We start from the raw sequence: 20,377 nt of genomic DNA on the forward strand, positions 1-20,377 counted from the left end.
TGCTACATACACATGGGTGAAGCTCCTCACCGGAGGAGATGCGCGGGTTCAGCCGGCGTACGGGTCCGGCACCTTGCCCGGCCTGGCCAGGAACTCGAAGTCGCAGCCGGTGTCGGCCTGGGTGATCTGGTCGGTGTAGAGCGCGCCGTAACCGCGCTCGTAACGCACGGGCGGCGGCGTCCACTCCGCCCTGCGCCGCGCCAGCTCCTGGTCGTCCACGTTGAGTTGGAGGAGGCGCGCCCCGACGTCCAGGGTGATGGTGTCCCCGGTGCGCACCAGGGCCAGCGGTCCGCCGACGTACGACTCGGGTGCCACGTGCAGCACACAGGCGCCGTAACTCGTCCCGCTCATCCGGGCGTCGGAGATCCGCACCATGTCCCGCACGCCCTGCCTCAGCAGGTGGTCGGGGAGCGGCAGCATGCCGTACTCGGGCATGCCCGGACCGCCCTTCGGCCCGGCGTTCCGCAGCACGAGCACGCTGTCGGCGGTGATGCCGAGGCCCGGGTCGTCGATGGTCCGCTGCATGGTCCGGTAGTCGTCGAAGACGACTGCCGGACCGGTGTGCTTGAGCAGGTGCGGTTCGGCGGCGATGTGCTTGATGACGGCGCCGTCCGGGCAGAGGTTGCCGCGCAGCACGGCGACCCCGCCCTCGCTCGCAACCGGGTTGTCCCGCGGCCGGATGACGTCGTCGTCGTGCACCTGCGCACCGGTGATCTGCTCGCGCAGGGTGTCGTACGAGACCGTCGGCCGGTCCAGGTGCAGCAGGTCCGTGATGCGGGAGAGGAACCCGGGCAGTCCGCCGGCGAAGTGGAAGTCCTCCATGAGGTACGTCCGTCCGCCGGGCCGGACGTTCGCCAGCACGGGGACCGTGCGGGCGATGCGGTCGAAGTCGTCCAGGGTGAGCCGTACGCCGGCCCGGCCCGCCATGGCGATCAGATGGATCACCGCGTTGGTCGAACCGCCCAGACCCAGGACCGTGGTGACGGCGTCCTCGAAGGCCTCACGGGTGAGGATGTCGGACAACGCCCGGTCCCGGTGGACGAGTTCGACGATGCGCAGTCCGGACGCGGCGGCCATCCGGTCGTGCCCCGAGTCCACGGCCGGAATGCTGGACGCGCCCGGGACGGTCACGCCGAGCGCCTCCGCGGCGGCGGTGAGCGTGGAGGCCGTACCCATGGTCATGCAGTGGCCGGGCGAGCGGGCCAGGCCGCTCTCCAGCTCGGACATCTCGCAGTCGCCGATGAGGCCGGCGCGCTTGTCGTCCCAGTACTTCCACATGTCGGTGCCGGAACCGAGCGCCTCGCCCCGCCAGTGCCCCGGCAGCATCGGCCCGGCGGGTACGAAGACCGTCGGCAGGTCGACGCTCGCTGCCCCCATGAGCAGGGCGGGCGTCGACTTGTCGCAGCCGCCGAGCAGCACGGCACCGTCGACGGGGTACGAGCGCAGCAGTTCCTCGGTCTCCATCGCGAGCAGATTGCGGTAGAGCATCGGGGTCGGCTTCTGGAAGGTCTCGCTGAGGGTGGCGACCGGGAACTCCAGCGGGAAGCCGCCGGCCTGCCACACCCCGCGCTTGACGGCCTGCGCCCGGTCCCGCAGATGGACATGGCAGGGGTTGATGTCGGACCAGGTGTTGAGGATCGCAACAACCGGCTTGCCCAGGTGCTCCTCGGGCAGATAGCCGAGCTGGCGGGTGCGGGCCCGGTGGCTGAAGGAGCGCAGCCCGTCGGTGCCGTACCACTGGTGGCTTCTCAGTTCTTCCGGGGACCTCATACGGACCATCCGGCGGCGATGGCGGCGACCTCGGCGCGCGCTTCTTCGGGCAGCGTCCGGCTCGGCGGGCGTACGTCACGGCGGCACAGGCCCAGGGAGGCGAGGGCCTCCTTCACGACCGTGACGTTGTCGGCGGAGCCGTTCGCGGCGCGCAGTTCCTCGAAGCGGCGGATCTGCACCCAGACCTTCATGGCGGCCGGGTAGTCGCCGGAACGCAGCGCTTCGAGCATGTTCAGCGAGACGGCCGGGGAGACGTTCACGAGTCCCGAGGTGAAGCCGGTGGCGCCCGCGGAGAAGTACGAGGGGGCGTACGGCTCGGCGAGGCCGGCGACCCAGACGAAGCGGTCGAGCCCCGCGTCCCGGGAGAAGGCGGCGAAGCGGGCGGCGTCCGGGACGGCGTACTTGACGCCGATGACGTTCGGGCAGGCGTCGGCGAGTTCGGCGAGCCGGGCGCCGGCCAGCTGGGCGTTGCGGAGGTAGGGAACGACGCCCAGGTCGGGGACGGCCTCGGCGACGGCGCGGTGGTAGTCGACCCAGCCCCGCTGCGAGACGTAGGGGTGGACGGGCTGGTGGACCATCACCATGCCGGCGCCGAGTTCGCGGGCGTGGCGGGCGGCCGCGACGGCGGTCGGGATGTCGTGCCCGACGCCGACGAGCACGGCGGCCCGGTCGCCGACCTCGTCCAGAGTCGACTCCGTGACCAGGCGCCGCTCTTCGGGGGTGAGGGCGTAGAACTCGCCGGTGTTGCCGCACGGTGTGAGGGTGGTGATGCCGCCGTCGAGCAGTCGGCGCAGCAGGGCGCGGTGGGCGTCCTGGTCGACGCTGCCGTCGGCGGTGAACGGGGTCACCGGGATCGCCACCACACCGGCCAGGGCTGCCCTTTGGGTCTCGAACGACACGCCGCTCATGCCTGACCTTCCGCTGGCTGGGACTCGGGGAAAGCACGCCGCACGAAGGACGCGATATGGGCGTCGAGCGCGCTCGCGGCGCCGTCCGCGTCGCCCTCCAGCGCGAGCCGCAGGATCTCGCGGTGCTCGCCGGCCTCCCGCTCCCAGGAGGGCTCGGCGGACCAGGCGACGGCGGAGACGAGCGCGGCCTGGTCGCGGACCTCGTCGAGCATCCGGCCGAGCAGGGGGTTGCCGCACGGCAGATAGAGGGCGCGGTGGAACTCGCGGTTGGCCAGGGAACGTTCGGCGGTGTCGGCGGCCCGGTCGGCGCGGGTCAGCGCGTCGCGCGCGGCGTCGAGGGAGGCGCCGCGGCGCACCGCCCGCCGCAGCGCCTCGGGCTCGAGGAGCAGCCGTACGTCGTAGACCTCGCGCGCCATGTCCGCGTCCACCGTGCGCACCGTGACGCCCTTGTACTGGCTCATCACCACCAGTCCGGTCCCGGCCAGGGTCTTGAGCGCTTCGCGCACCGGGGTCTTGGACACCCCGTACTGCGCGGCGAGCTCGGTCTCGACGAGGGCCTGGCCCGGCGTCAACTGCCCGGTGAGGATGCGGTGTTTGATCGCGTCCAACACGTACTGCGTGCGGGACGGGATCGGGATGGGCACGGAGGACATGCACGCCTCTCAGATATCGCGTCTCATATATGACGTACGAAGTACGACGCGATGAAAGTAGGAGCGTGCATGGGGTTCGTCAATGCCTCTGGCAAAGGGAGTTGGTGAACCGGACGCGAGGGCCCGTGCGAGGTCACGGCCTCCAGTCGGGGTCGCGACCGCTCAGGCCGACCGCCCGGTCCAGCAGCGGCGCGCTGTCCGGGACGGGGGCGACGGGGCCGAAGATGCCACCGCCCCGGTCGTCGTTGTCGGCCGCGGCGCGGAGGAAGGCGAACGACGCCTCCAGGACGACCGGGTCGGGGTCGTAGGCCTGGCCGGTGGCGCGGGCCAGGTCCCAGCCGTGGATCACCAGCTCGTCGGCGGCGACCGCGGCCGCGACCGCGCCGGGCAGGTCCACGCCGCCCGCGCGGGTCATGCCGGTCCAGGCATCCGGGTCACGCCAGGCCTCGGCCAGCTCGTCGAGTGCCTTGGGCAGCTCCTCGCGCCAGCCGGGGCCGATGTCCGGGGCCGTGGCGTCGGGAGCACCGGCGGTCGTGGCGCCGAGGTCCTTGCGGCCGGCGTCGCGGAAGGCCACGGACAGCCCCGCCAGGTGCCCCAGCATGTTGCGCACCGCGTATTCCGGACACGGCGTCGCCGCCGCGAGCTGCTCGTCGGTCACGCCCTCGGCGAGCCGCGCCACGACGCGGGCCTGCGGACCGAGGTCGAACATCGTGCCGGTACTCATGCCGGCCACCTCCAGGGTTCGGGTTCCTTCAGGAGGTTGACCGGTGAGGGCGGCGAAACTCATCGCTACGGAAGAATCCGCACCGACGGCCTCCGCGCGCGGTGTCCGGACCCTCGCGTCCGAGGCACCTGCCCGATGTGCGGCCGTACGCCTTAGCCGCACGATGACCAGGCATGACGACTTCCTGGACGGTGACGCGCGTCCTGCGGGACCGCAACGCGGCGCTGTATCTCTCGGGTGTGGTGGTGTCCGGCTTCGGTACGTCCTCGCTGTGGCTGGCGTCGGGCGTGTGGGTCAAGGACCTCACCGGTTCGAACGGGCTGGCGGCGCTGTGCCTGCTCGCGATGTGGGCGCCGGCCCTGGCGGGACCGGCGCTCGGCACGCTCGCCGACCGCGTCCGCCGCAAGCCCCTCCTGATCACCGTGAACCTGGGCCTGGCCGCCCTCCTGCCCAGCCTGTTCGCCGTCGACTCCCCGGACGGGCTGTGGCTGCTGTTCGCCGTCCTGCTCGGGTACGGCGCGGCCGGCGTCGTGGCCGAGGCCGCCGAGTCGGCCCTGGTCGCCGCCGCCGTCGACACGGACCTCCTCGGCGCCTTCAACGGACTGCGGACGACCGCCACCGAGGGCATGAAGCTGGTCGCCCCGCTGACGGGCGCGGGCCTGTACGCGGCGTACGGCGGCGCGGCCGTCGCCCTCCTGGACGCCGTCACCTTCGTGCTGGCGGCGGGGCTGTGCGCCCTCGTCCACGTCCACGAGGAACGGCCCGAGCGGCCCACCGACAGCTGGCAGGAGCGCACCGGAGAGGGCGTGCGCCACCTGTGGGCGCATCCCGTGCTGCGTGCGCTCGTCCGGGCGGGCGGCGCGACGATGTTCTTCGCCGCCCTGAACGGCACGACGACCTACGCCGTCGTGGACGCCCTCGGCCGCTCCCCCGCCTACGCCGGTGTGCTGTACGCAGTCCAGGGCGCCGGTTCCGTGGCGGTCGGGCTGGTCTCCGGGGCCGCGCTGCGGCGGCTCGGGGAGCGGCGGTTCGCGGTGTGCGGCATCGCGCTCACGGCGCTCGGGGTGGCCGCGCGGGCGGTGCCGTCCGAGCCGGTGGCGCTGGTGTGCGGTGCGGCGATCGGGCTGGGGCTGCCGTGCGTGCTGATCGCCGCGTTCACCGCCGTGCAGCGCGAGACACCGAGCGCCCTGCTGGGCCGTACCGCCGCCACGGCGAGCACGCTGGTCTTCACGCCGAACGTGATCGGTCTGGCCGTCGGCGCGGGCCTGGTCGAACTGGTCGACCACCGGCTGCTGTTGGTCCTGTTCGGCCTGGGGCTGCTGGTGACGGCCACCGCGCTCGCTCAGAGCCGGGCGATTGCCCCCCGTACGGCCGTCAGGTCGCCGTCCGACGCCAACCCCGCGTGATACAGCCGTAGTTCCGTGGCTCCGCGGTCCCGGGCCCGGTCCGCGTCCGCCGCCAGGGTGCCCGGGCTGCCGCCCATCCCGGAGACCACGGTGAAGTTGGCGGCCAGGACCGCGTCGACGCTCGCCTGCTCCGCGAAGGGCGCGAGCAGTCCCGTACCGCCCGCACAGGGCACGACCACACCGTCCGCGACGGACAGGATGTGCGCGGGCTCCACGCCCGCGTTGGCACCGCAGTGGTACGACACCGGGTCCGCGTGCAGCAGCACCTGGAAGCCTTCGGGCGCGGCGGCGCGGACCGCGGCGACGGCCGCCTCCTGGAGTGAACGGGCGGTCGTGCCGCGCCACGCGCGCGTGGCGGCGGCCGTCTCCTCCCCGAGGAGCTTCTCCACGCCGGCCCAGCCGCCGTCGTCGGGGGCGCCCCGCCACAGCGGCTCCAAGGCGGTGCGTACGGCGACGGCCAACTCGTCGGCGTCTAGGTCGTGTTCCGCGTACCCCGCCCGGCAGTGCGGGCAGAAGCACAGGGACATCAGGTACTGCCCGGCGTCCCCGAGACCGACCCCGCCGGTCTTGTCGTGGGCATGCAGATGGGCCAGTCCGTACCAGCCGAGGGACTCCAGTTCCGTGCCCTTCGCGCCGGGGCGTACGGCGGCCTCGGCGGCCAGGTCGACGAGGTACGCGCGTGTGGCGGGCTGGGCGATGCAGGGTGCCCAGGGGTAGCGGTCGCCGTAGGCGTTGACGACCGAGGTGCGCGGATGCTCGGCGCCCAGGCGGGAGTTGTGGGCGAGGACGACCCAGGTGTGCACCTCGAGGCCGGCCGCCGCGAGCGCCTCGGCGGCCTCGCCGTACGCGTCGCCGGGCGCCCAGTCCCCCGCCGGGTACGGGCGTATCGCGCGGCCCGTCCAGCGGTCGCCCGCCGGGTAGAGCACGGCCGCGTGCTCGGCGGTGACGATGCGGTGGCGGGGATGGCGGGGGGTCAGCGCGCGCGTGGAGTGGTAGGCGGCGGCCAGGGTCACCTGGGCGACACCGAGCACGGCGATCCGCCCGGCCGCCCGGGGGTCCCCGTTGACGTCCCAGGGGTAGACGAACGCCGACGCCTTCACGCCTCCTCCTCGATCAGGGCGTATCCACGCTCGATGATCTGGGCGAGCTGCTTGACGTGGTCCTCGCTCGGCTCGTGCAGCGGCGGGCGGACCTCGCCGACGTCCAGACCGCGCAGCCGTACGCCCGCCTTGACGAGGGCGACGGCGTAGCCGCGGCCCTGAGCGCGAAGTTCGACGAACGGGCGGTAGAAGCCGTCCAGCAGACGGCGCGCGGTGGACTCGTCGCCCTCGCGCAGAGCCCGGTGGAAGGCGAGGGCGATCTCGGGCGCGAAGCAGAACACGGCGGAGGAGTAGAGGGTGATGCCGAGGGCCCGGTAGGCGAGCTGGGTCTGCTCGGCGGTCGGCAGTCCGTTGAAGTAGAGGAAGTCGCCGGGGACTTCGGTGCGTACGGCGCTGACGATGCGCTGCATCAGGTCGAGGTCGCCGAGGCCGTCCTTGAAGCCGATGATCCCGTCCGTGCGGGCGAGTTCGGCCACGGTCGGCGGGGTGAACACCGCGTTGTCACGCTGGTAGACGATCACGGGCAGGTCGGTGGCCGCGGCCACCTCCCTGTAATGCCGCAGCAGGCCCTCCTGCCCGGCGATCACGAGGTAGGGCGGCATGGCGAGCAGGCCGTCGGCCCCGGCGGCCTGTGCGAGGTGTGCGTAGCGGACGGCGAGCGCGGTGCCGTACCCGGCGCCCGCGACGACCGGCACCCGTCCCCCGGCCGCCTCGACGGCCGCCCGGACGCAGGCCTCGAACTCCTCGGGCAGCAGCGCGTGGAACTCCCCGGTGCCGCAGCAGGCGAACACGGCGGCGGCGCCCGCCTCCACCCCGCGGCGTACATGCGCCCGGTAGACGTCGAGGTCCACGGAGCCGTCGGGACCGTAGGCGGTGACGGGGAAGAACAGCGGCCCGCGGGGACCGCGGAGTCGAGCGGCGAGAGGGGCTGACGTCACGGGCGCTCCCTGGCGGTGCACGTTCATGATTGGCGTCTATATTTCTGAACACGCCCACGCTACGTGGCCCACTCGTGACGGGTCAAGCGGACATCACACCCACACAGGAGCGGATTCTCCCCCTCCTTCCCGCACTCCACGCGACACTTGACCGGGTGCGTCGGCAGTCCTTAACGTGTCCACGAATGTGAATACTGTCCACACACGCGGCTGTTGACTCAAGGAGACCGAGGATGCCCGCTCCCCGCACCGTTCTGCTCACCGGCGCCGCCGGCGGGCTAGGCACCTTGATGCGGTCCCTGCTTCCTCAGTACGGCTACACCCTGCGCCTGTTCGACGTGCGCCCCGTCGAGGGCGAGCCGGACGCGATCACCGCGGACCTCTCGGACAAGAAGGCGCTGCGCGAGGCCGTACGGGGTGCCGACGCGGTCCTCCATCTCGCGGGCATCTCCCTGGAAGCACCCTTCGAGAAGATCCTGAAGTCGAACGTCGAGGGCACCTACAACCTCTACGAGGCGGCCCGCGAGGAGGGCGTGCCCCGGATCGTCTTCGCCTCCTCCAACCACGCGATCGGCTTCACCCCTGCCCCGCGCGGCGACACACCTCTCGATCCGGGCGCGCTCATCCCGATCGACACCCCGCGCCGCCCGGACACCTTCTACGGCCTGTCCAAGTCCTTCGGCGAGGACCTCGCCCAGCTCTACTGGGACAAGCACGGCCTGGAGACCGTCTCCGTGCGCATCGGTTCCTGCTTCCCCGAGCCGACCAGCGTGCGCATGCTCTCGGTGTGGATGAGCCCGGCCGACGGCGCCCGCCTCTTCCACGCGGCCCTGACCGCCGAGGGCGTCGGCCACACCGTCGTCTACGGCTCCTCCGCGAACACGCGACTGTGGTGGGACCTGACGTCCGCGCGAGCGCTCGGTTACGAGTCCCGGGACGACTCGGAGCCGTATGCCGAGAAGCTCATCGCCGAACAGGGGGAACCGGACCCCGAGAACCCGGCCCACAGCCACCTGGGCGGCCACTTCGTGAACGATCCGCCGATCTGGCCGTACTGACGGCACACACCGGGAGGCCGCCGGTCGGCGGAAAACGATCGTTCAGCAGGGCGGACGGGCACCGAACGGGCCCGCCCGCCCTCGTATTCGGGCACGGACACTGCCCGCTCCCACCTCCCCGGGTGCAGCCGCGCAGGTCCGAGCCGGGCACACCGCTCGGTGAACGGGCACATACGGGCAGCATCGGGCCCGCAACAGACCTGGTCAGCCCCGCACACCCGCTGTAGAACTTCCCCCAAGGGCCCCACCGGGCCCGAACGGGCAGTCCGGCAGGGAGGCGGGTGACGAAGATGAGCACCAGGACGGCGGAAGAACGCCAGCGGGAGATCGTGCGGGCCGCGCGCGCCACCGGCGCGGTCGACGTCAGTGCGCTCGCCGCCGAGCTGGGCGTGGCCAAGGAGACCATCCGGCGCGATCTGCGCGCCCTGGAGGACCACGGCCTGGTGCGCCGCACCCACGGCGGCGCGTATCCCGTGGAGAGCGCCGGGTTCGAGACGACGCTCGAGTTCCGGGCCACCAGCCACGTGCCCGAGAAGCGCCGGATCGCCGCCGCCGCGGCCGAGCTGCTCGGGGACGCGGAGACGGTCTTCGTCGACGAGGGCTTCACCCCCCAGCTCATCGCCGAGGCCCTGCCCACGGACCGGCCGCTGACCGTGGTCACCGCGTCCCTGCCGGTCGCGGGCGCCCTCGTCGAGGCCGAGAACGTCTCGGTGCTGCTCCTGGGCGGCCGGGTGCGCCCCGGCACCCTGGCCACCGTCGACCACTGGACGACGAAGATGCTCGCCGGCTTCGTCGTCGACCTCGCCTACATCGGCGCCAACGGGATCTCCCGCGAACACGGTCTGACCACCCCGGACCCGGCGGTCAGCGAGGTCAAGACGCAGGCCGTCCGCGCCGCCCGGCGCACCGTGTTCGCGGGCGTGCACACCAAGTTCGGAGCGGTCAGCTTCTGCCGGTTCGCCGAGATCGGCGCGCTGGAGACGATCGTGACGAGCACGCTGCTTCCGGCGACCGAGGCCCATCGCTACTCGCTGCTCGGGCCGCAGGTCATCAGGGTCTGAATACTCAACTCAATGACGCACCAGGGGTTTTCCGCGCCCAGCGACGCCCCTTATCCCCCCATTTATCCAGGAGCGATCCATGCGCACCCAGAGCCGACGGAGGCCGCGAGCCACGCTCGCCATGGCCGCCGCAGGGACGCTGCTCGCCCCGTTGCTCTCCGGCTGCTGGGTCGGAGCGGGCGGGTCCGGTTCCGGCGGTGACTCCATCAACGTGCTGATGGTCAACAACCCCCAGATGACCGAGCTGCAGAAGCTGACCGCCGCCCACTTCACCAAGGAAACCGGCATCAAGGTCAACTTCACGGTCCTGCCCGAGAACGACGTCCGCGACAAGATCAGCCAGGACTTCGCCAACCAGGCGGGCCAGTACGACGTGGCGACGCTCTCCAACTACGAGATCCCCATCTACGCCCGCAACGGCTGGCTGCACGACATGGACACCTACGTCGCCCAGGACACCGCGTACGACGAACAGGACGTGCTCAAGCCGATGCGCCAGTCGCTGACCGGCGACGACGGCAAGCTCTACGGCCAGCCCTTCTACGGCGAATCGTCCTTCCTGATGTACCGCAAGGACGTGCTCGCCAAGAAGGGCCTGACGATGCCCGCGCACCCCACCTGGACGCAGGTCGCCGACATCGCGGCCGAGGTGGACGGCGCCGAGCCGGGCATGAAGGGCATCTGTCTGCGCGGTCTGCCCGGCTGGGGCGAGTCGATGGCCCCCCTCACCACGGTGGTGAACACCTTCGGCGGCACCTGGTTCGACAAGGACTGGAAGGCGCGTCTGGACTCACCCGAGTTCGAGAAGGCGACGAAGTTCTATGTCGACCTGGTGCGCAAGCACGGAGAGTCGGGCGCGGCCCAGTCCGGCTTCGCCGAGTGCCTCAACGGCATGACCCAGGGCAAGGTCGCCATGTGGTACGACGCCACCAGCGCGGCCGGCCTGCTGGAGGCGGACAAGTCACCGGTCAAGGGCAAGCTCGGGTACGCGCCCGCGCCCGTCGAGAAGACCGATTCCTCCGGCTGGCTCTACACCTGGGCCTGGGGCATCCAGAAGGCCTCCCGCAATCCCGACAAGGCCTGGAAGTTCGTGTCCTGGGCGTCCAGCAAGGGTTACGAGCAGCTCGTCGGCGACACGAGCGGCTGGTCCAACGTCCCGGCGGGCAAGCGCGCGTCGACGTACACGAACCCCGCCTACCGCGCGGAGGCCGCCGCGTTCCAGGACATGACCAAGGAAGCCATCGAGAACGCCCGTCCGAACGACCCCGGGGTGCAGCCGCGCCCCGCGCCCGGCATCCAGTTCGTCGGCATCCCGGAGTTCACCGACCTCGGCACCAAGGTCTCCCAGGAGATCAGCGCGGCCATCGCCGGACGTCAGTCCGTCGACTCGGCCCTGAAGAAGTCCCAGCAGCTCGCCGAGCAGATCTCCGAGGAGTACGAGGGACGATGACCGCCACGACCACAGCTCCGATGGCAACCAGCCCCGTACGCGCCATGCGACAGCCCTCCGGCCGACTGCGTGCCTGGGCCACCCGCGCCCCGCTGCTGCCCGCCCTCGTCTTCATGATCGCCGTGACCCAGCTGCCGTTCGTCGCCACGGTGGTGATCTCCTTCTTCGACTGGAACGCGCTCTACCCCAAGGCCCGCCACTTCACCGGAGTCGACAACTACAGGCAGGTGCTGACCGACACGGACCTGCGCCATTCGGTGTGGACGACCGTGCTGCTCACGGTGGCCGTCGTCCTGGTCAGCCTGGCCCTCGGCCTGATCCTCGCGCTGCTCCTGGACCGGAGGTTCCGCGGCCGGGGCGTGGTGCGCACCCTGCTGATCGCCCCGTTCCTGGTGGTCCCCGTGGCCGCCGCCCTGCTCTGGAAGCATGTGCTCTACAACCCCGAATACGGCCTGTTCAATGGGTTGTTGCACTATGTGGGCGGCCCACAGCCGGACTGGATCTCCAACACACCCCTGCTCGCCGTCGAGGCCTCGCTGGTGTGGCAGTGGACGCCGTTCATGATGCTGATCCTGCTCGCCGGTCTGCAGAGCCGTGACCAGCAGCAGATCGAGGCCGCCCGGGTGGACGGCGCGAGCGACTGGCAGATCTTCGTCCATCTGACGCTGCCGCACCTGCGCCGCTACCTCGAACTCGGCGCCCTGCTCGGCTCGATCTACATCGTCCAGAACTTCGACGCGGTCTTCACGATCACGTCCGGCGGCCTGGGCACCGCCAACCTCCCCTACACCGTCTACCAGAGCTTCTACCAGGCCCACGAGAACGGCCTCGCCTCGGCCGCGGGCGTCCTGGTGGTCATCGGCTCGATCATCATCGCGACCTTCGCCCTGCGCGTGGTGTCGTCGCTGTTCCGCGAGGAGGTGTCGCGCGCATGAGTGCCGTGGCCGAACGAGTCCCCCAGAAGACCCGCCGCAAAGGCGCCGGCCTCGGCCTGGTGGCCTGGCTGCTCGGCATCCTGTTCTTCCTGCCGATCGCGTGGATGGCGCTGACGTCCTTCCACTCCGAGGCGGACGCCGCGACCAACCCGCCGTCCTTCGCCGCCTCCCTCACCCTGGACGGCTACCGCGAGTTCTTCGGCACCGGCGGCGGGGCCAGCCCGTGGCCGGCGCTGACCAACTCCGTGGTGGCGTCGGTGGCCTCGACCCTCCTCGTGCTGCTCCTCGCTCTCCCGGCGGCGTACGCCCTGTCGATCCGCCCGGTGAAGAAGTGGACCGACGTCCTGTTCTTCTTCCTGTCGACGAAGATGCTGCCGGCGGTGGCGGGCCTGCTGCCGATCTACCTCTTCGCGAAGAACGCCGGGATGCTGGACAACATCTGGCTCCTGGTCATCCTCTACACCGCCATGAACCTGCCGATCGCGGTGTGGATGATGCAGTCCTTCCTCGCCGAGGTCCCGGTCGCCGTGATCGAGGCGGCCCGGGTGGACGGCGCCCGGCTGCCGACCGTCCTGGCCCGTGTCGTGGCCCCCATCGCCCTGCCCGGCATCGCCGCGACGGCACTGATCTGCTTCATCTTCAGCTGGAACGAGCTGCTGTTCGCCCGGGTCCTCACGGGCGTGGTCGCCGAGACCGCCCCCGTCTTCCTGACCGGCTTCATCACCAGCCAGGGTCTGTTCCTGGCCAAGGTGTGCGCCGCGTCGCTCGTCATCTCCCTGCCGGTGCTCGCCGCGGGGTTCGCCGCCCAGGACAAGCTGGTCCAGGGCCTGTCGTTGGGAGCCGTGAAATGAAGGCCGCCGTCATCGAGTCCGTGGGCCGCGCCGTCGTCACCGAGGTCCCGGACCCGACGCCAGGACCTCGCGAGGTGGTCGTCGAGGTGGCGGCGTGCGGGCTGTGCGGCACCGATCTGCACATCCTCCAGGGCGAGTTCGCGCCCAAGCTGCCGATCGTCCCCGGGCACGAGTTCGCGGGTCAGGTGGTCGGCGTGGGCGGCCAGGTCACGGAGGTCGCGGTCGGCGACCGGGTTGCGGTCGACCCCTCGCTGTACTGCTTCGAGTGCCGTTACTGCCGTACCGGTCACAACAACCTGTGCGAGCGGTGGGCCGCGATCGGCGTGACGACGGCGGGCGGGGCCGCGCAGTACGCGGTGGCGCCGGTCGCGAACTGCGTGAAGCTGCCCGAGCACGTCCGCACCCAGGACGCGGCGCTGGTGGAGCCCCTGTCCTGCGCGGTGCGCGGCTACGACGTCCTCCGGTCCCGCCTCGGTGCCCATGTGCTGATCTACGGCTCCGGGACGATGGGCCTGATGATGCTGGAACTGGCCAAGCGCACCGGCGCGGCCAGCGTGGACATGGTGGACGTGAACCCGGCCCGGCTGGAGACCGCCCGCCGGCTGGGCGTCACGGCGTCGGCGGTGAACGCGGACGAGCTGGACCGCCCGCAGGGCTGGGACCTGGTGGTGGACGCCACGGGCAACGCGGCGGCGATCCAGGACGGGCTCGGCCGCGTGTCCAAGGCGGGCACGTTCCTGCAGTTCGGCGTAGCCGACTACGCGACACGGGTCACGATCGACCCGTACCGCATCTACAACCAGGAGATCACCATCACCGGTTCCATGGCGGTGCTCCACAGCTTCGAACGGGCCGCGGAACTGTTCGCGAACGGCGTCCTCGACCCGGAGGTCTTCATCAGCGACCGGATTCCGCTGGAGCGCTATCCGGCGGCGCTGGAGCAGTTCGCGGCGGGGGTGGGACGGAAGATCGTGGTCGTCCCCTGAGCCGATCGGGGGTCATGGCGACGGTAAGGGAACGGCAAAGTCATGTCGTTCGTTCACCCGGCATGACAGCTATGACCCCTGGCTCGAACATCCCTCTGCCGGTCGCCCGTGTGACGGTGGACGTCGCCGCTCCGGTGCGGCTCGACGTGTCGGGCCTGCTGCTCACCGCCGACGGCAAGGTGCGCTCCGACGACGACTTCATCTTCTACAACCAGCCGAGCGGACCGGGCGTGACGTACCGCTCCGGCGGCGGTGCCGCGCCCGACGCGATCACGGTGGACACCGCCGCCGTCCCGCCGGGCATCGAGAAGATCGTCGTGACCGCCAGCCCGGATGCGGCGGGCCAGACCTTCCAGGGCATCGAGCCGACGGCCACGATCCGTGGCACGGACGACAACAGCGTCCTGGCCACGTTCACTCCTCCGCAGCTCGGCACCGAGACGGCGCTGGTGGTCGTGGAGATCTACGTCAGGAACGGCGCGTGGAAGGCCCGCGCGGTCGGCCAGGGGTATGCGAACGGGCTGGCCGGCATCGCGACCGACTTCGGCGTGACGGTGGAGGAACCGGCCGCACCCGCCGCTCCCGCCCAGCCGGTCGCCCCGCCGCCACCGGCACAGCCCCCGGTCACGGCCCCGACGCCCGCCGCTCCCCCGGCACCGCCCGCGCCGCCCGCTCCCGGCACCGGGAAGATCAACCTGGACAAGGGCCGGGTCAGCCTCCAGAAGAACCAGACGGTGTCCCTGGTCAAGGGCGGCCGTCCGCTGCTGTCCATGGTGCAGATGGGCCTCGGCTGGGAGCCCGCGTACCAGGGCCGGGACATCGACCTGGACGCCTCGGTCATCGCCTACGGCCCGCAGCGCAACCACATCGACAGCTGCTACTTCGGCAAGCTGACCATCCTGAACGGCGCGATCAAGCACTCCGGCGACAACCTCACGGGTGAGGGCGGAGGCGACGACGAGGTCATCGCGGTCGACCTCGGCCGGATCCCGCAGGAGGTCACGGGCCTGGTCTTCACCGTGAACTCCTTCTCCGGCCAGAAGTTCACGGAGGTCCCCAAGGCGTACTGCCGCCTGCTGGACGCCGCGACGGGCGAGGAGCTGGTCCGCTTCGACCTCACCAACGCCGAGGCGCAGACGGGCGTGATGATGGCCAAGCTGGTCCGTCAGTTCTCCGGCGAGTGGGAGATGACGGCGCTGGGCTCCTTCGTCAAGGCACGCACGGTACGGAACATGGTGAAGCCGGGCGCGGCGGCCCTGTAGCCATCGGTACGACGACCGGGGCGCCCTCGGCGGAGGGGGCGCCCGGCCCGACCGGTGCCCGGTCCCGTGCGCCTGTGCGCCCGGGACACGGCCCGGCATCGCGCCCTCACGCCAGGTCGGCCACCACTCGGCACCCCACTCGGTACTCAGTGCCCCGCGTCTGCCGGCACTCAGCCCGGGCCAGGTGCGCCCTCATCGGCCCTCGGCAGGCCCGGAACCATGCCCGGCACCCCGAGCCGCTTTCGCCTCCGGTGGCCGCAACCCCTCCGTGAGCAGCGCCAGATACCGGTCGATCTGCTCACCGCGCCCGTTGGCGAGTTCCGACGCCGTCGCCACCCCATGGGCGAGCCGCAGGACGTCGATCGCCTCGACATCGGCCCGCAGGGTCCCCTCGGCCTGTGCCGCCTCGACCAACCGGGCCGCCGCGCCCTTCATGGAGGTCGCGCAGGCCGTGAGCGCGGCGGTGCTGCCGTCCGTGACGGCCGAGCCCAGCAGGGCCTTCATCCCGCGCACCTGAATGGTGCGGACGCACAGCTCACGCAGCCACGCCGCGAGCGCCTCGTCCGGCGGCAGTTCCTCGCTCAGCGCCTCGGCACGGCCCGCCAGCGCCTCGATCCGGTCCACGTACGCGGCCTCGAGCAACGCCTGACGCGTGGGGAAATGCCGGTACAGCGTGCCGGACCCGACCCCGGCCCGCTTGGCGATGTCGTCGAGCGACGCGTTCTCCCCATGCTCGGCAAAGGCCTCCGCCGCCACCTCGAGCAACCGCTCATAGTTCCGCCGAGCGTCCGCACGCATGGGCCTGACCTGCGTCATCCAGTTACTCCTTGCAAACCGGGGACTCTCTCCGTATCTTGACGAGCACTAAACGGAGACAGTCCCCGATTACCGTCGCATGCTCCGTGGGCAGTCCCGTCCTGCCCTTTTTCGCGCCCGTGCCGGGGACGCCACAACGGGAGAACTCCATGTCCACCCCGTCCGCACCGTCCACCACCCATGACACGCTCTCCGCACCATCGCACCCGGCCCGGCTCGGCACCGTCCTCCTCGTCATCGTCACCGCCTACCTGATGGTCGGCGTCGACGCCCGAGTCTGATCATCCGCCTCGGAGTGCCCCAGAAGAAGACGCGGATCCAGCCTCCCTTCAACCAGCAGGTCAGGCAAGGGAATCTCGTTCGACGGTTCGGGCACGGGTAGCGACTCGACCCCTTCGAGGGCAGCAACTACGCGCGCCCAGCTGCCGTCCTCCTCCCAGCGGAGCCAGCGCTTCATCAGCGACCGGCCGTTGCCCCTGGACAGACTCCCCGCCGCCGTATTCCACGAGACAGCGTCACGCGCTTTACGCAGGACAGCTTCAACGCATTCCCTCAACGGCAGGTCGGTAGCCTTTCCGGAGCCCCTTCCGGTCTTCTTGACAAGCGGCTCAATCTGCGCCCACCGCTCATCGGATACCTCAACAGGAATGCCGAGCCCGCCAGCCTTAAACCAGGCGCCCACCGAGCACTCAGTGCGGGCTTTCCTCAACGGAACCGGGCTCAGGATTGTCACCTTGATATCGGCAAGGTCGACGAATTCCGCTTTGCTTTCCGGCGGCATGTTGGGCATCTCTACATGCGCCATCTCTGCAAGCGCACGCATGTCCCGCGCAAGCTGTTCGGCTTCTTCTGTTTCCCGCTGCCAGTCGACCGCCTCTTGCCGGAGCTTCTTGAGCCGCCCTACCTCGTCTCTGAGGGGCCCGACAGCCTGAGCGAGAAGCTCCTGAATCTCCTCGTCGCTCATGTCCATCGCTGCGGCCTGAAGCGACGTTGAGCGCATGACAGTTGCAATGGCCTTTTGCTGCACTGCGATCTGCCCATCAAGTTCCTCAATCCGCTCCTCGTGCCCTCCCTGAGCCCCGAGTGTCATGTCAACCGATTCAGCGGCCAGACCCCGGAGCTCTTCAGGGTCCCCCAGAATCCTGGTCGCTCTCCCCCAAACCTCGGCCTCAATCCTGTCAGCGTCGATCTGACTGCACGAGCAGGTTCCCGCGCCTACGTACTTCTCCTGCTTTCCTGAACAGACATAGGTACGCACGCCGGTAGCCGATTGAATAGTCCCCACGTAGCGCCCTCCGCAGAGGCTCTTGATCACGCCCGAGAGGGGATAGATCTCCGAATTAGACTTAGGGGAGCGCCTCTTAGAAAGCTTCTTGGCAGCGTTTACGAGTTCCTTCGTCTCTTCTTCGGTAAAGGGCTGATCCAGCTTGATCGTGACCGTGGAGCCGTAGATAGGTTTTCCGTCCCTGCCCAGCTTGGTTCCCCGCCCGGTGGGTGACGCCGCAGAACGCGGGTCCCGAAAGACCTGGATCCCCTCAAGTACGGCACGGGACATCAGCCGAGCTTTTAGGTTGTCCCGAGACCACGGCACGTCGGACCGAGTGAGGAACCCCTCCAAATTGAGCTGTCCAGCTGCCTCACCCCAGTTCATCCCCTCAGCAGCAATCAAGGCACGAGCTCGACGAAGCGTGATGGTCTCGCCCTTGATGAATCCGTCCCCCTCGTGGATATCAAGGACCAAGCGACTCTCACCCTTCTTCCCTTGGTCCTCAATACGCCATCCATAGGGAACATTGCCGCCCGTGTAGCCGCCCTCTTCCGCTTTCTCTTGGAGCCCACCCTGTGTCCTGTCACGGATCACTTCACGCTCTTCTTCGGCGTAATCGGCGTCCTTGCGCATCTTCTTGCGGCCATCAGCGGTCGTGTTGTCGTAGTCGCCCTTGACTACGGCGACGTAGACGCCGAGGTCTTTCAACTCCCAGACCCAGCGCCAGAATGCACGGCCCGTACGTCCGATCGCGCGACCTTCGGCAACCACCACGACATCGAAGGGGCGAGGGTCTTCACGTACGTTCTCCATTAGGCGCTTGAGGTCGTCGCGCTCATGCGCTTCAAGACTCCCGCTCACGCCTTCGTCGGCATAGGTTCCGACGTGGCGCCACCCTTTCCTCTGGATGTATCGCGAGGTCTTCTTGCCCGTGTAGGCGATGCCGTAGCCCTTGGCCTGCTCCTCAGTCGACACCCGCAGATAGTCAACGGCTCGGAGCCGAGGGCCGCTCACAGCCGTGTCCGCAACGTCGATCGCGGTCGTGAGAGTATGCGTCATGTCAGTCCCTTCGTGACTGGCAGGCCCATCCTCGTGATGGGCCGAGCCCCGGCAGCGTTCCCGCGCTGTCGGGGCCCTTCTTTAGCTGCCCATCCTATCCCCCAAATGGCCCGTACGTATGGGGAAATGATTTGTCAAGTAGGCCTTTTCTGCGGGGCGTTGCCCCTGTGGACCGACAAGTGGCCGAAGAGTATTCGGGCAAGCCGCCTCCGCTCCACGGGCCCCACTCCGCCGGGTGCCAGACCTCAGTAACGGTGGAGCCATCCGCACGGCGCTCGATCCGCTTCCGAGTCACGCCAACCACCCCTCTTCCCGTGCCTCACGGGCGAGTTGGCTACTCATAGCGTGATCTTCGGCAATTCCGACAGCGATATCCGACTCACCGGGGGTGTAACCGGACCCGACATAGCGCCAGTTCGACTCTGTGATGACGTCGGGACTGTCAGTCGGTTCTACATCATCACGCCGATATTCGGCCCGTTCTTCACGCAGTGCGCCGTAAGTGGTGGAGTAACGGCGGGATTTAGTGAGGATGTGGCCCCGGTAGCCGAGACTGTGAGCCCATGTACGCATCCGGAGGCGTTCCAGCTCCACCAGGCCGCCCAGACGCCAGCAGCGCGGCATTCCACCCGGTACCTGTGCCGATCTCCAGGACCCGGTTTGTCACCTGGACGTCGAGGGCCGAGAGCATCGAGAAGACCATGGACGGCTGCGAGTTCGAACACGTCGGTGTCCTCCCCTTACCGGTGCCCGAGTGCTGGCCGTCATCCCACTGAGTCGTCAGGGACACGTCCGAGTAGGCCGCACGCAACCATGCCTCTGGGTCCGCGTTGCGGTCGATCGCATCGCCCTGCCCGGTGCCCTTGGTCTGGCCCGGCCACATCAGATCAGGCACGAACCGTTCACGAGGCACGGCGGCGAAGGCCGGTAGCAGTCCGAGGTCAGCGCGCCCGTCTCTTGGAGCCGGGAAGCCAGCCCGTCAAGGCTGGCCTCCCTCAATTCGTGCTCAGTCACCGGCTGGAGCCGCCGTTCGTGTCGCTGTGGCCCGAGTCGTCGCCCTCGCTGCCTCCACCACCGTGCTTGTTGCCCGAGTTGCTGTCGTCCTCGCCGCCGCGCACGATCCAGGGGCACTCATCGCGCATGTGACACTCCTCGATTCCGTAGGGATGGTGCTCAGCACTTGCTGACCCGTCTCGACCACCGACCGTCAAGAGCGGCCGAGACGGGGGTTGGGCGGCCTCGCCCAAGCGCACGGGGGAACACAACTCGGACGAGGCCAGTCTTAGGGATTCGCCATCACGTGTGTGGTGATCAGAACGAATCCGAGAGTGGCGGGAACACGTCGGTATGCAATGTCCGGCGTGGGCCGGGAGCTAGGGGAGCGTGGATCCCGATGCGGCTGCTACGCCCAGCACGAATCCGCACGAGCCCGAAATCATGATGATCAGCAGAGGACCCGTGAAGCGACCTAACCAACCCACCGCACGGCCCATCACAGGCCTGCCCTGGAGATGGCATTCCGGATGTCGTTGCGAACCGACAGTTCCTCGCGTGGGGTCAGCCGCCTCACCCGGAAGGCATCCCATTCCCGCCCCCCTCGGGCAGGGCGAAGCTGTACACGATCCGGGCCGTGATGCCCCATCACTACGCCGATCTTGCCGGTCTCGATGTCCATCACCAGGCTGTCGATCGCGCAGTTTTCCGGGTCCACGGCCGTCTGGTCTCTCTCCGTCGTGGCCATGCATCTAAACTACGAGCTGCAACCATCCAGCTCCAGACAGCAACGCTGGTAGTTACCCAAGGCCTCGTCAAGTACTACCAATTTGCTTGGTAGTTACCCCGCAACCCCCAGGTGGGAGGCCATCTCACGCATGTCCTGAGTAAGCGTCCGTTTCCGGTTGCCAAGGATTTCCCGCATGATCCGCCGAGCCATTGACTGATGCTTCAACCACTCCGGAGACGACGCCTTGATGCCGGTCAACTCGTCCATCGCGTCCTGGTGGGAGCCGAGCAGGACGTGAGCCTTCGCAACGTCCAAGCGATGCCTGTCCCAGTTGTTCGAACTCGGCCGTCCCCCTCTCTGACATCGTCGGGTGAGACGCCCCGAAATGATCAGATATTGTGGGCGGGCAC

General features: G+C 69.4%; 21 protein-coding genes. 9 read left to right on the plus strand and 12 right to left on the minus strand.

Annotation, left to right across the window (positions count from 1 at the left end):
* Positions 1–48 precede the first annotated feature (48 nt).
* The 4 genes from araD to IEZ19_RS28280 form a co-directional block, all read right to left on the minus strand.
* The gene (gene araD, locus IEZ19_RS28265) at positions 49–1,779 is read right to left on the minus strand and encodes an L-arabinonate dehydratase (protein WP_189314138.1); all 1,731 of its coding nucleotides are present in this window, start codon (positions 1,777–1,779) and stop codon (positions 49–51) included.
* On the minus strand, positions 1,767–2,678 hold the full coding sequence (locus IEZ19_RS28270; protein ID WP_189314139.1) for a dihydrodipicolinate synthase family protein: 912 nt from the start codon (positions 2,676–2,678) through the stop codon (positions 1,767–1,769). The genes araD and IEZ19_RS28270 overlap by 13 nt, the downstream gene beginning before the upstream one ends.
* The gene (locus IEZ19_RS28275) at positions 2,675–3,331 is read right to left on the minus strand and encodes a GntR family transcriptional regulator (RefSeq protein ID WP_189314140.1); all 657 of its coding nucleotides are present in this window, start codon (positions 3,329–3,331) and stop codon (positions 2,675–2,677) included. Before IEZ19_RS28275 ends, IEZ19_RS28270 begins: the two co-directional genes overlap by 4 nt.
* A 133-nt stretch (positions 3,332–3,464) precedes the next feature.
* Complete coding sequence (locus IEZ19_RS28280) at positions 3,465–4,055, minus strand: TIGR03086 family metal-binding protein (RefSeq protein WP_189314141.1); 591 nt, start codon at positions 4,053–4,055, stop codon at positions 3,465–3,467.
* A 173-nt stretch (positions 4,056–4,228) separates the two neighbouring features.
* Between IEZ19_RS28280 and IEZ19_RS28285 the strand changes: the two genes are divergently transcribed.
* Positions 4,229–5,461 carry an MFS transporter gene (locus IEZ19_RS28285; RefSeq protein ID WP_189314142.1) on the plus strand — a complete coding sequence of 411 codons (1,233 nt, stop codon included), beginning with the start codon at positions 4,229–4,231 and terminating at the stop codon, positions 5,459–5,461.
* Here the strand turns inward: IEZ19_RS28285 and IEZ19_RS28290 are convergent.
* Both IEZ19_RS28290 and IEZ19_RS28295 read right to left on the minus strand, forming a co-directional pair.
* Positions 5,398–6,561 carry a hypothetical protein gene (locus tag IEZ19_RS28290; RefSeq protein WP_189314143.1) on the minus strand — a complete coding sequence of 388 codons (1,164 nt, stop codon included), beginning with the start codon at positions 6,559–6,561 and terminating at the stop codon, positions 5,398–5,400. The genes IEZ19_RS28285 and IEZ19_RS28290 overlap by 64 nt on opposite strands.
* Entirely contained in the window at positions 6,558–7,499 is a 942-nt protein-coding gene (locus IEZ19_RS28295) for a 5-dehydro-4-deoxyglucarate dehydratase (protein WP_189314144.1), read from the minus strand. The genes IEZ19_RS28290 and IEZ19_RS28295 overlap by 4 nt, the downstream gene beginning before the upstream one ends.
* A gap of 233 nt (positions 7,500–7,732) precedes the next feature.
* Here IEZ19_RS28295 and IEZ19_RS28300 point away from each other — a divergent pair, with 233 nt between their 5' ends.
* From IEZ19_RS28300 to IEZ19_RS28330, 7 genes are all read left to right on the plus strand, one after another.
* A complete protein-coding gene (locus IEZ19_RS28300) occupies positions 7,733–8,557 on the plus strand; it encodes an NAD-dependent epimerase/dehydratase family protein (protein ID WP_189314145.1) in 825 nt (274 codons plus the stop codon).
* Positions 8,558–8,847: 290 nt separating this feature from the next.
* The gene (locus IEZ19_RS28305) at positions 8,848–9,618 is read left to right on the plus strand and encodes a DeoR/GlpR family DNA-binding transcription regulator (RefSeq protein ID WP_189314146.1); all 771 of its coding nucleotides are present in this window, start codon (positions 8,848–8,850) and stop codon (positions 9,616–9,618) included.
* Between the two features lie 79 nt (positions 9,619–9,697).
* Positions 9,698–11,068, plus strand: coding sequence for an ABC transporter substrate-binding protein (locus IEZ19_RS28310; protein ID WP_189314147.1), 1,371 nt, complete (start codon positions 9,698–9,700; stop codon positions 11,066–11,068).
* Positions 11,065–12,003: a carbohydrate ABC transporter permease gene (locus tag IEZ19_RS28315; protein ID WP_189314148.1), complete on the plus strand. Its 939-nt coding sequence runs from the start codon at positions 11,065–11,067 to the stop codon at positions 12,001–12,003. The genes IEZ19_RS28310 and IEZ19_RS28315 overlap by 4 nt, the downstream gene beginning before the upstream one ends.
* A complete protein-coding gene (locus tag IEZ19_RS28320; RefSeq protein ID WP_189314149.1) occupies positions 12,000–12,854 on the plus strand; it encodes a carbohydrate ABC transporter permease in 855 nt (284 codons plus the stop codon). Before IEZ19_RS28315 ends, IEZ19_RS28320 begins: the two co-directional genes overlap by 4 nt.
* On the plus strand, positions 12,851–13,840 hold the full coding sequence (locus tag IEZ19_RS28325) for a zinc-dependent alcohol dehydrogenase family protein (protein WP_189314150.1): 990 nt from the start codon (positions 12,851–12,853) through the stop codon (positions 13,838–13,840). The genes IEZ19_RS28320 and IEZ19_RS28325 overlap by 4 nt, the downstream gene beginning before the upstream one ends.
* 71 nt (positions 13,841–13,911) lie before the next feature.
* The gene (locus IEZ19_RS28330; protein WP_189314158.1) at positions 13,912–15,102 is read left to right on the plus strand and encodes a TerD family protein; all 1,191 of its coding nucleotides are present in this window, start codon (positions 13,912–13,914) and stop codon (positions 15,100–15,102) included.
* A gap of 192 nt (positions 15,103–15,294) precedes the next feature.
* On the opposite strand, the gene IEZ19_RS28335 is transcribed toward IEZ19_RS28330, so the two are convergent.
* Positions 15,295–15,918, minus strand: coding sequence for a TetR/AcrR family transcriptional regulator (locus tag IEZ19_RS28335; RefSeq protein ID WP_189314151.1), 624 nt, complete (start codon positions 15,916–15,918; stop codon positions 15,295–15,297).
* Positions 15,919–16,067: 149 nt separating this feature from the next.
* On the opposite strand from IEZ19_RS28335, the gene IEZ19_RS52665 reads away from it, so the two are divergent.
* On the plus strand, positions 16,068–16,199 hold the full coding sequence (locus IEZ19_RS52665; RefSeq protein ID WP_268248679.1) for a hypothetical protein: 132 nt from the start codon (positions 16,068–16,070) through the stop codon (positions 16,197–16,199).
* Here IEZ19_RS52665 and IEZ19_RS28340 read toward each other — a convergent pair.
* The 5 genes from IEZ19_RS28340 to IEZ19_RS28350 all read right to left on the minus strand — a co-directional run bounded on the left by IEZ19_RS28340 (position 16,166) and on the right by IEZ19_RS28350 (position 19,985).
* Positions 16,166–18,244 carry a recombinase family protein gene (locus IEZ19_RS28340; protein ID WP_189314152.1) on the minus strand — a complete coding sequence of 693 codons (2,079 nt, stop codon included), beginning with the start codon at positions 18,242–18,244 and terminating at the stop codon, positions 16,166–16,168. The two genes, IEZ19_RS52665 and IEZ19_RS28340, sit on opposite strands and share 34 nt — an antisense overlap.
* A gap of 291 nt (positions 18,245–18,535) precedes the next feature.
* On the minus strand, positions 18,536–18,868 hold the full coding sequence (locus IEZ19_RS51060) for a replication initiator (RefSeq protein WP_308429013.1): 333 nt from the start codon (positions 18,866–18,868) through the stop codon (positions 18,536–18,538).
* Positions 18,768–19,127 carry a methyltransferase domain-containing protein gene (locus tag IEZ19_RS28345; RefSeq protein WP_229840892.1) on the minus strand — a complete coding sequence of 120 codons (360 nt, stop codon included), beginning with the start codon at positions 19,125–19,127 and terminating at the stop codon, positions 18,768–18,770. The genes IEZ19_RS51060 and IEZ19_RS28345 overlap by 101 nt, the downstream gene beginning before the upstream one ends.
* Before the next feature lie 127 nt (positions 19,128–19,254).
* Entirely contained in the window at positions 19,255–19,386 is a 132-nt protein-coding gene (locus tag IEZ19_RS52670; protein WP_268248680.1) for a hypothetical protein, read from the minus strand.
* A 350-nt stretch (positions 19,387–19,736) separates the two neighbouring features.
* Positions 19,737–19,985, minus strand: coding sequence for a hypothetical protein (locus IEZ19_RS28350; protein ID WP_189314153.1), 249 nt, complete (start codon positions 19,983–19,985; stop codon positions 19,737–19,739).
* Between the last annotated feature and the right edge of the window lie 392 nt (positions 19,986–20,377).

Source organism: Streptomyces brasiliensis (assembly GCF_014647875.1).
GTDB lineage: Bacteria > Actinomycetota > Actinomycetes > Streptomycetales > Streptomycetaceae > Streptomyces > Streptomyces brasiliensis.

Excerpts from the sequence above, each read along its gene's own strand:
- araD (WP_189314138.1), bottom strand. The coding sequence starts at position 1,779 with ATGGTCCGTATGAGGTCCCCGGAAGAACTGAGAAGCCACCAGTGGTAC.
- IEZ19_RS28270 (WP_189314139.1), bottom strand. The coding sequence starts at position 2,678 with ATGAGCGGCGTGTCGTTCGAGACCCAAAGGGCAGCCCTGGCCGGTGTG.
- IEZ19_RS28275 (WP_189314140.1), bottom strand. The coding sequence starts at position 3,331 with ATGTCCTCCGTGCCCATCCCGATCCCGTCCCGCACGCAGTACGTGTTG.
- IEZ19_RS28280 (WP_189314141.1), bottom strand. The coding sequence starts at position 4,055 with ATGAGTACCGGCACGATGTTCGACCTCGGTCCGCAGGCCCGCGTCGTG.
- IEZ19_RS28285 (WP_189314142.1), top strand. The coding sequence starts at position 4,229 with ATGACGACTTCCTGGACGGTGACGCGCGTCCTGCGGGACCGCAACGCG.
- IEZ19_RS28300 (WP_189314145.1), top strand. The coding sequence starts at position 7,733 with ATGCCCGCTCCCCGCACCGTTCTGCTCACCGGCGCCGCCGGCGGGCTA.
- IEZ19_RS28305 (WP_189314146.1), top strand. The coding sequence starts at position 8,848 with ATGAGCACCAGGACGGCGGAAGAACGCCAGCGGGAGATCGTGCGGGCC.
- IEZ19_RS28310 (WP_189314147.1), top strand. The coding sequence starts at position 9,698 with ATGCGCACCCAGAGCCGACGGAGGCCGCGAGCCACGCTCGCCATGGCC.
- IEZ19_RS28315 (WP_189314148.1), top strand. The coding sequence starts at position 11,065 with ATGACCGCCACGACCACAGCTCCGATGGCAACCAGCCCCGTACGCGCC.
- IEZ19_RS28320 (WP_189314149.1), top strand. The coding sequence starts at position 12,000 with ATGAGTGCCGTGGCCGAACGAGTCCCCCAGAAGACCCGCCGCAAAGGC.
- IEZ19_RS28325 (WP_189314150.1), top strand. The coding sequence starts at position 12,851 with ATGAAGGCCGCCGTCATCGAGTCCGTGGGCCGCGCCGTCGTCACCGAG.
- IEZ19_RS28330 (WP_189314158.1), top strand. The coding sequence starts at position 13,912 with ATGACCCCTGGCTCGAACATCCCTCTGCCGGTCGCCCGTGTGACGGTG.
- IEZ19_RS28335 (WP_189314151.1), bottom strand. The coding sequence starts at position 15,918 with ATGACGCAGGTCAGGCCCATGCGTGCGGACGCTCGGCGGAACTATGAG.
- IEZ19_RS52665 (WP_268248679.1), top strand. The coding sequence starts at position 16,068 with ATGTCCACCCCGTCCGCACCGTCCACCACCCATGACACGCTCTCCGCA.
- IEZ19_RS28340 (WP_189314152.1), bottom strand. The coding sequence starts at position 18,244 with ATGACGCATACTCTCACGACCGCGATCGACGTTGCGGACACGGCTGTG.
- IEZ19_RS51060 (WP_308429013.1), bottom strand. The coding sequence starts at position 18,868 with ATGCCGCGCTGCTGGCGTCTGGGCGGCCTGGTGGAGCTGGAACGCCTC.
- IEZ19_RS28345 (WP_229840892.1), bottom strand. The coding sequence starts at position 19,127 with ATGTGGCCGGGCCAGACCAAGGGCACCGGGCAGGGCGATGCGATCGAC.
- IEZ19_RS52670 (WP_268248680.1), bottom strand. The coding sequence starts at position 19,386 with ATGCGCGATGAGTGCCCCTGGATCGTGCGCGGCGGCGAGGACGACAGC.
- IEZ19_RS28350 (WP_189314153.1), bottom strand. The coding sequence starts at position 19,985 with ATGGCCACGACGGAGAGAGACCAGACGGCCGTGGACCCGGAAAACTGC.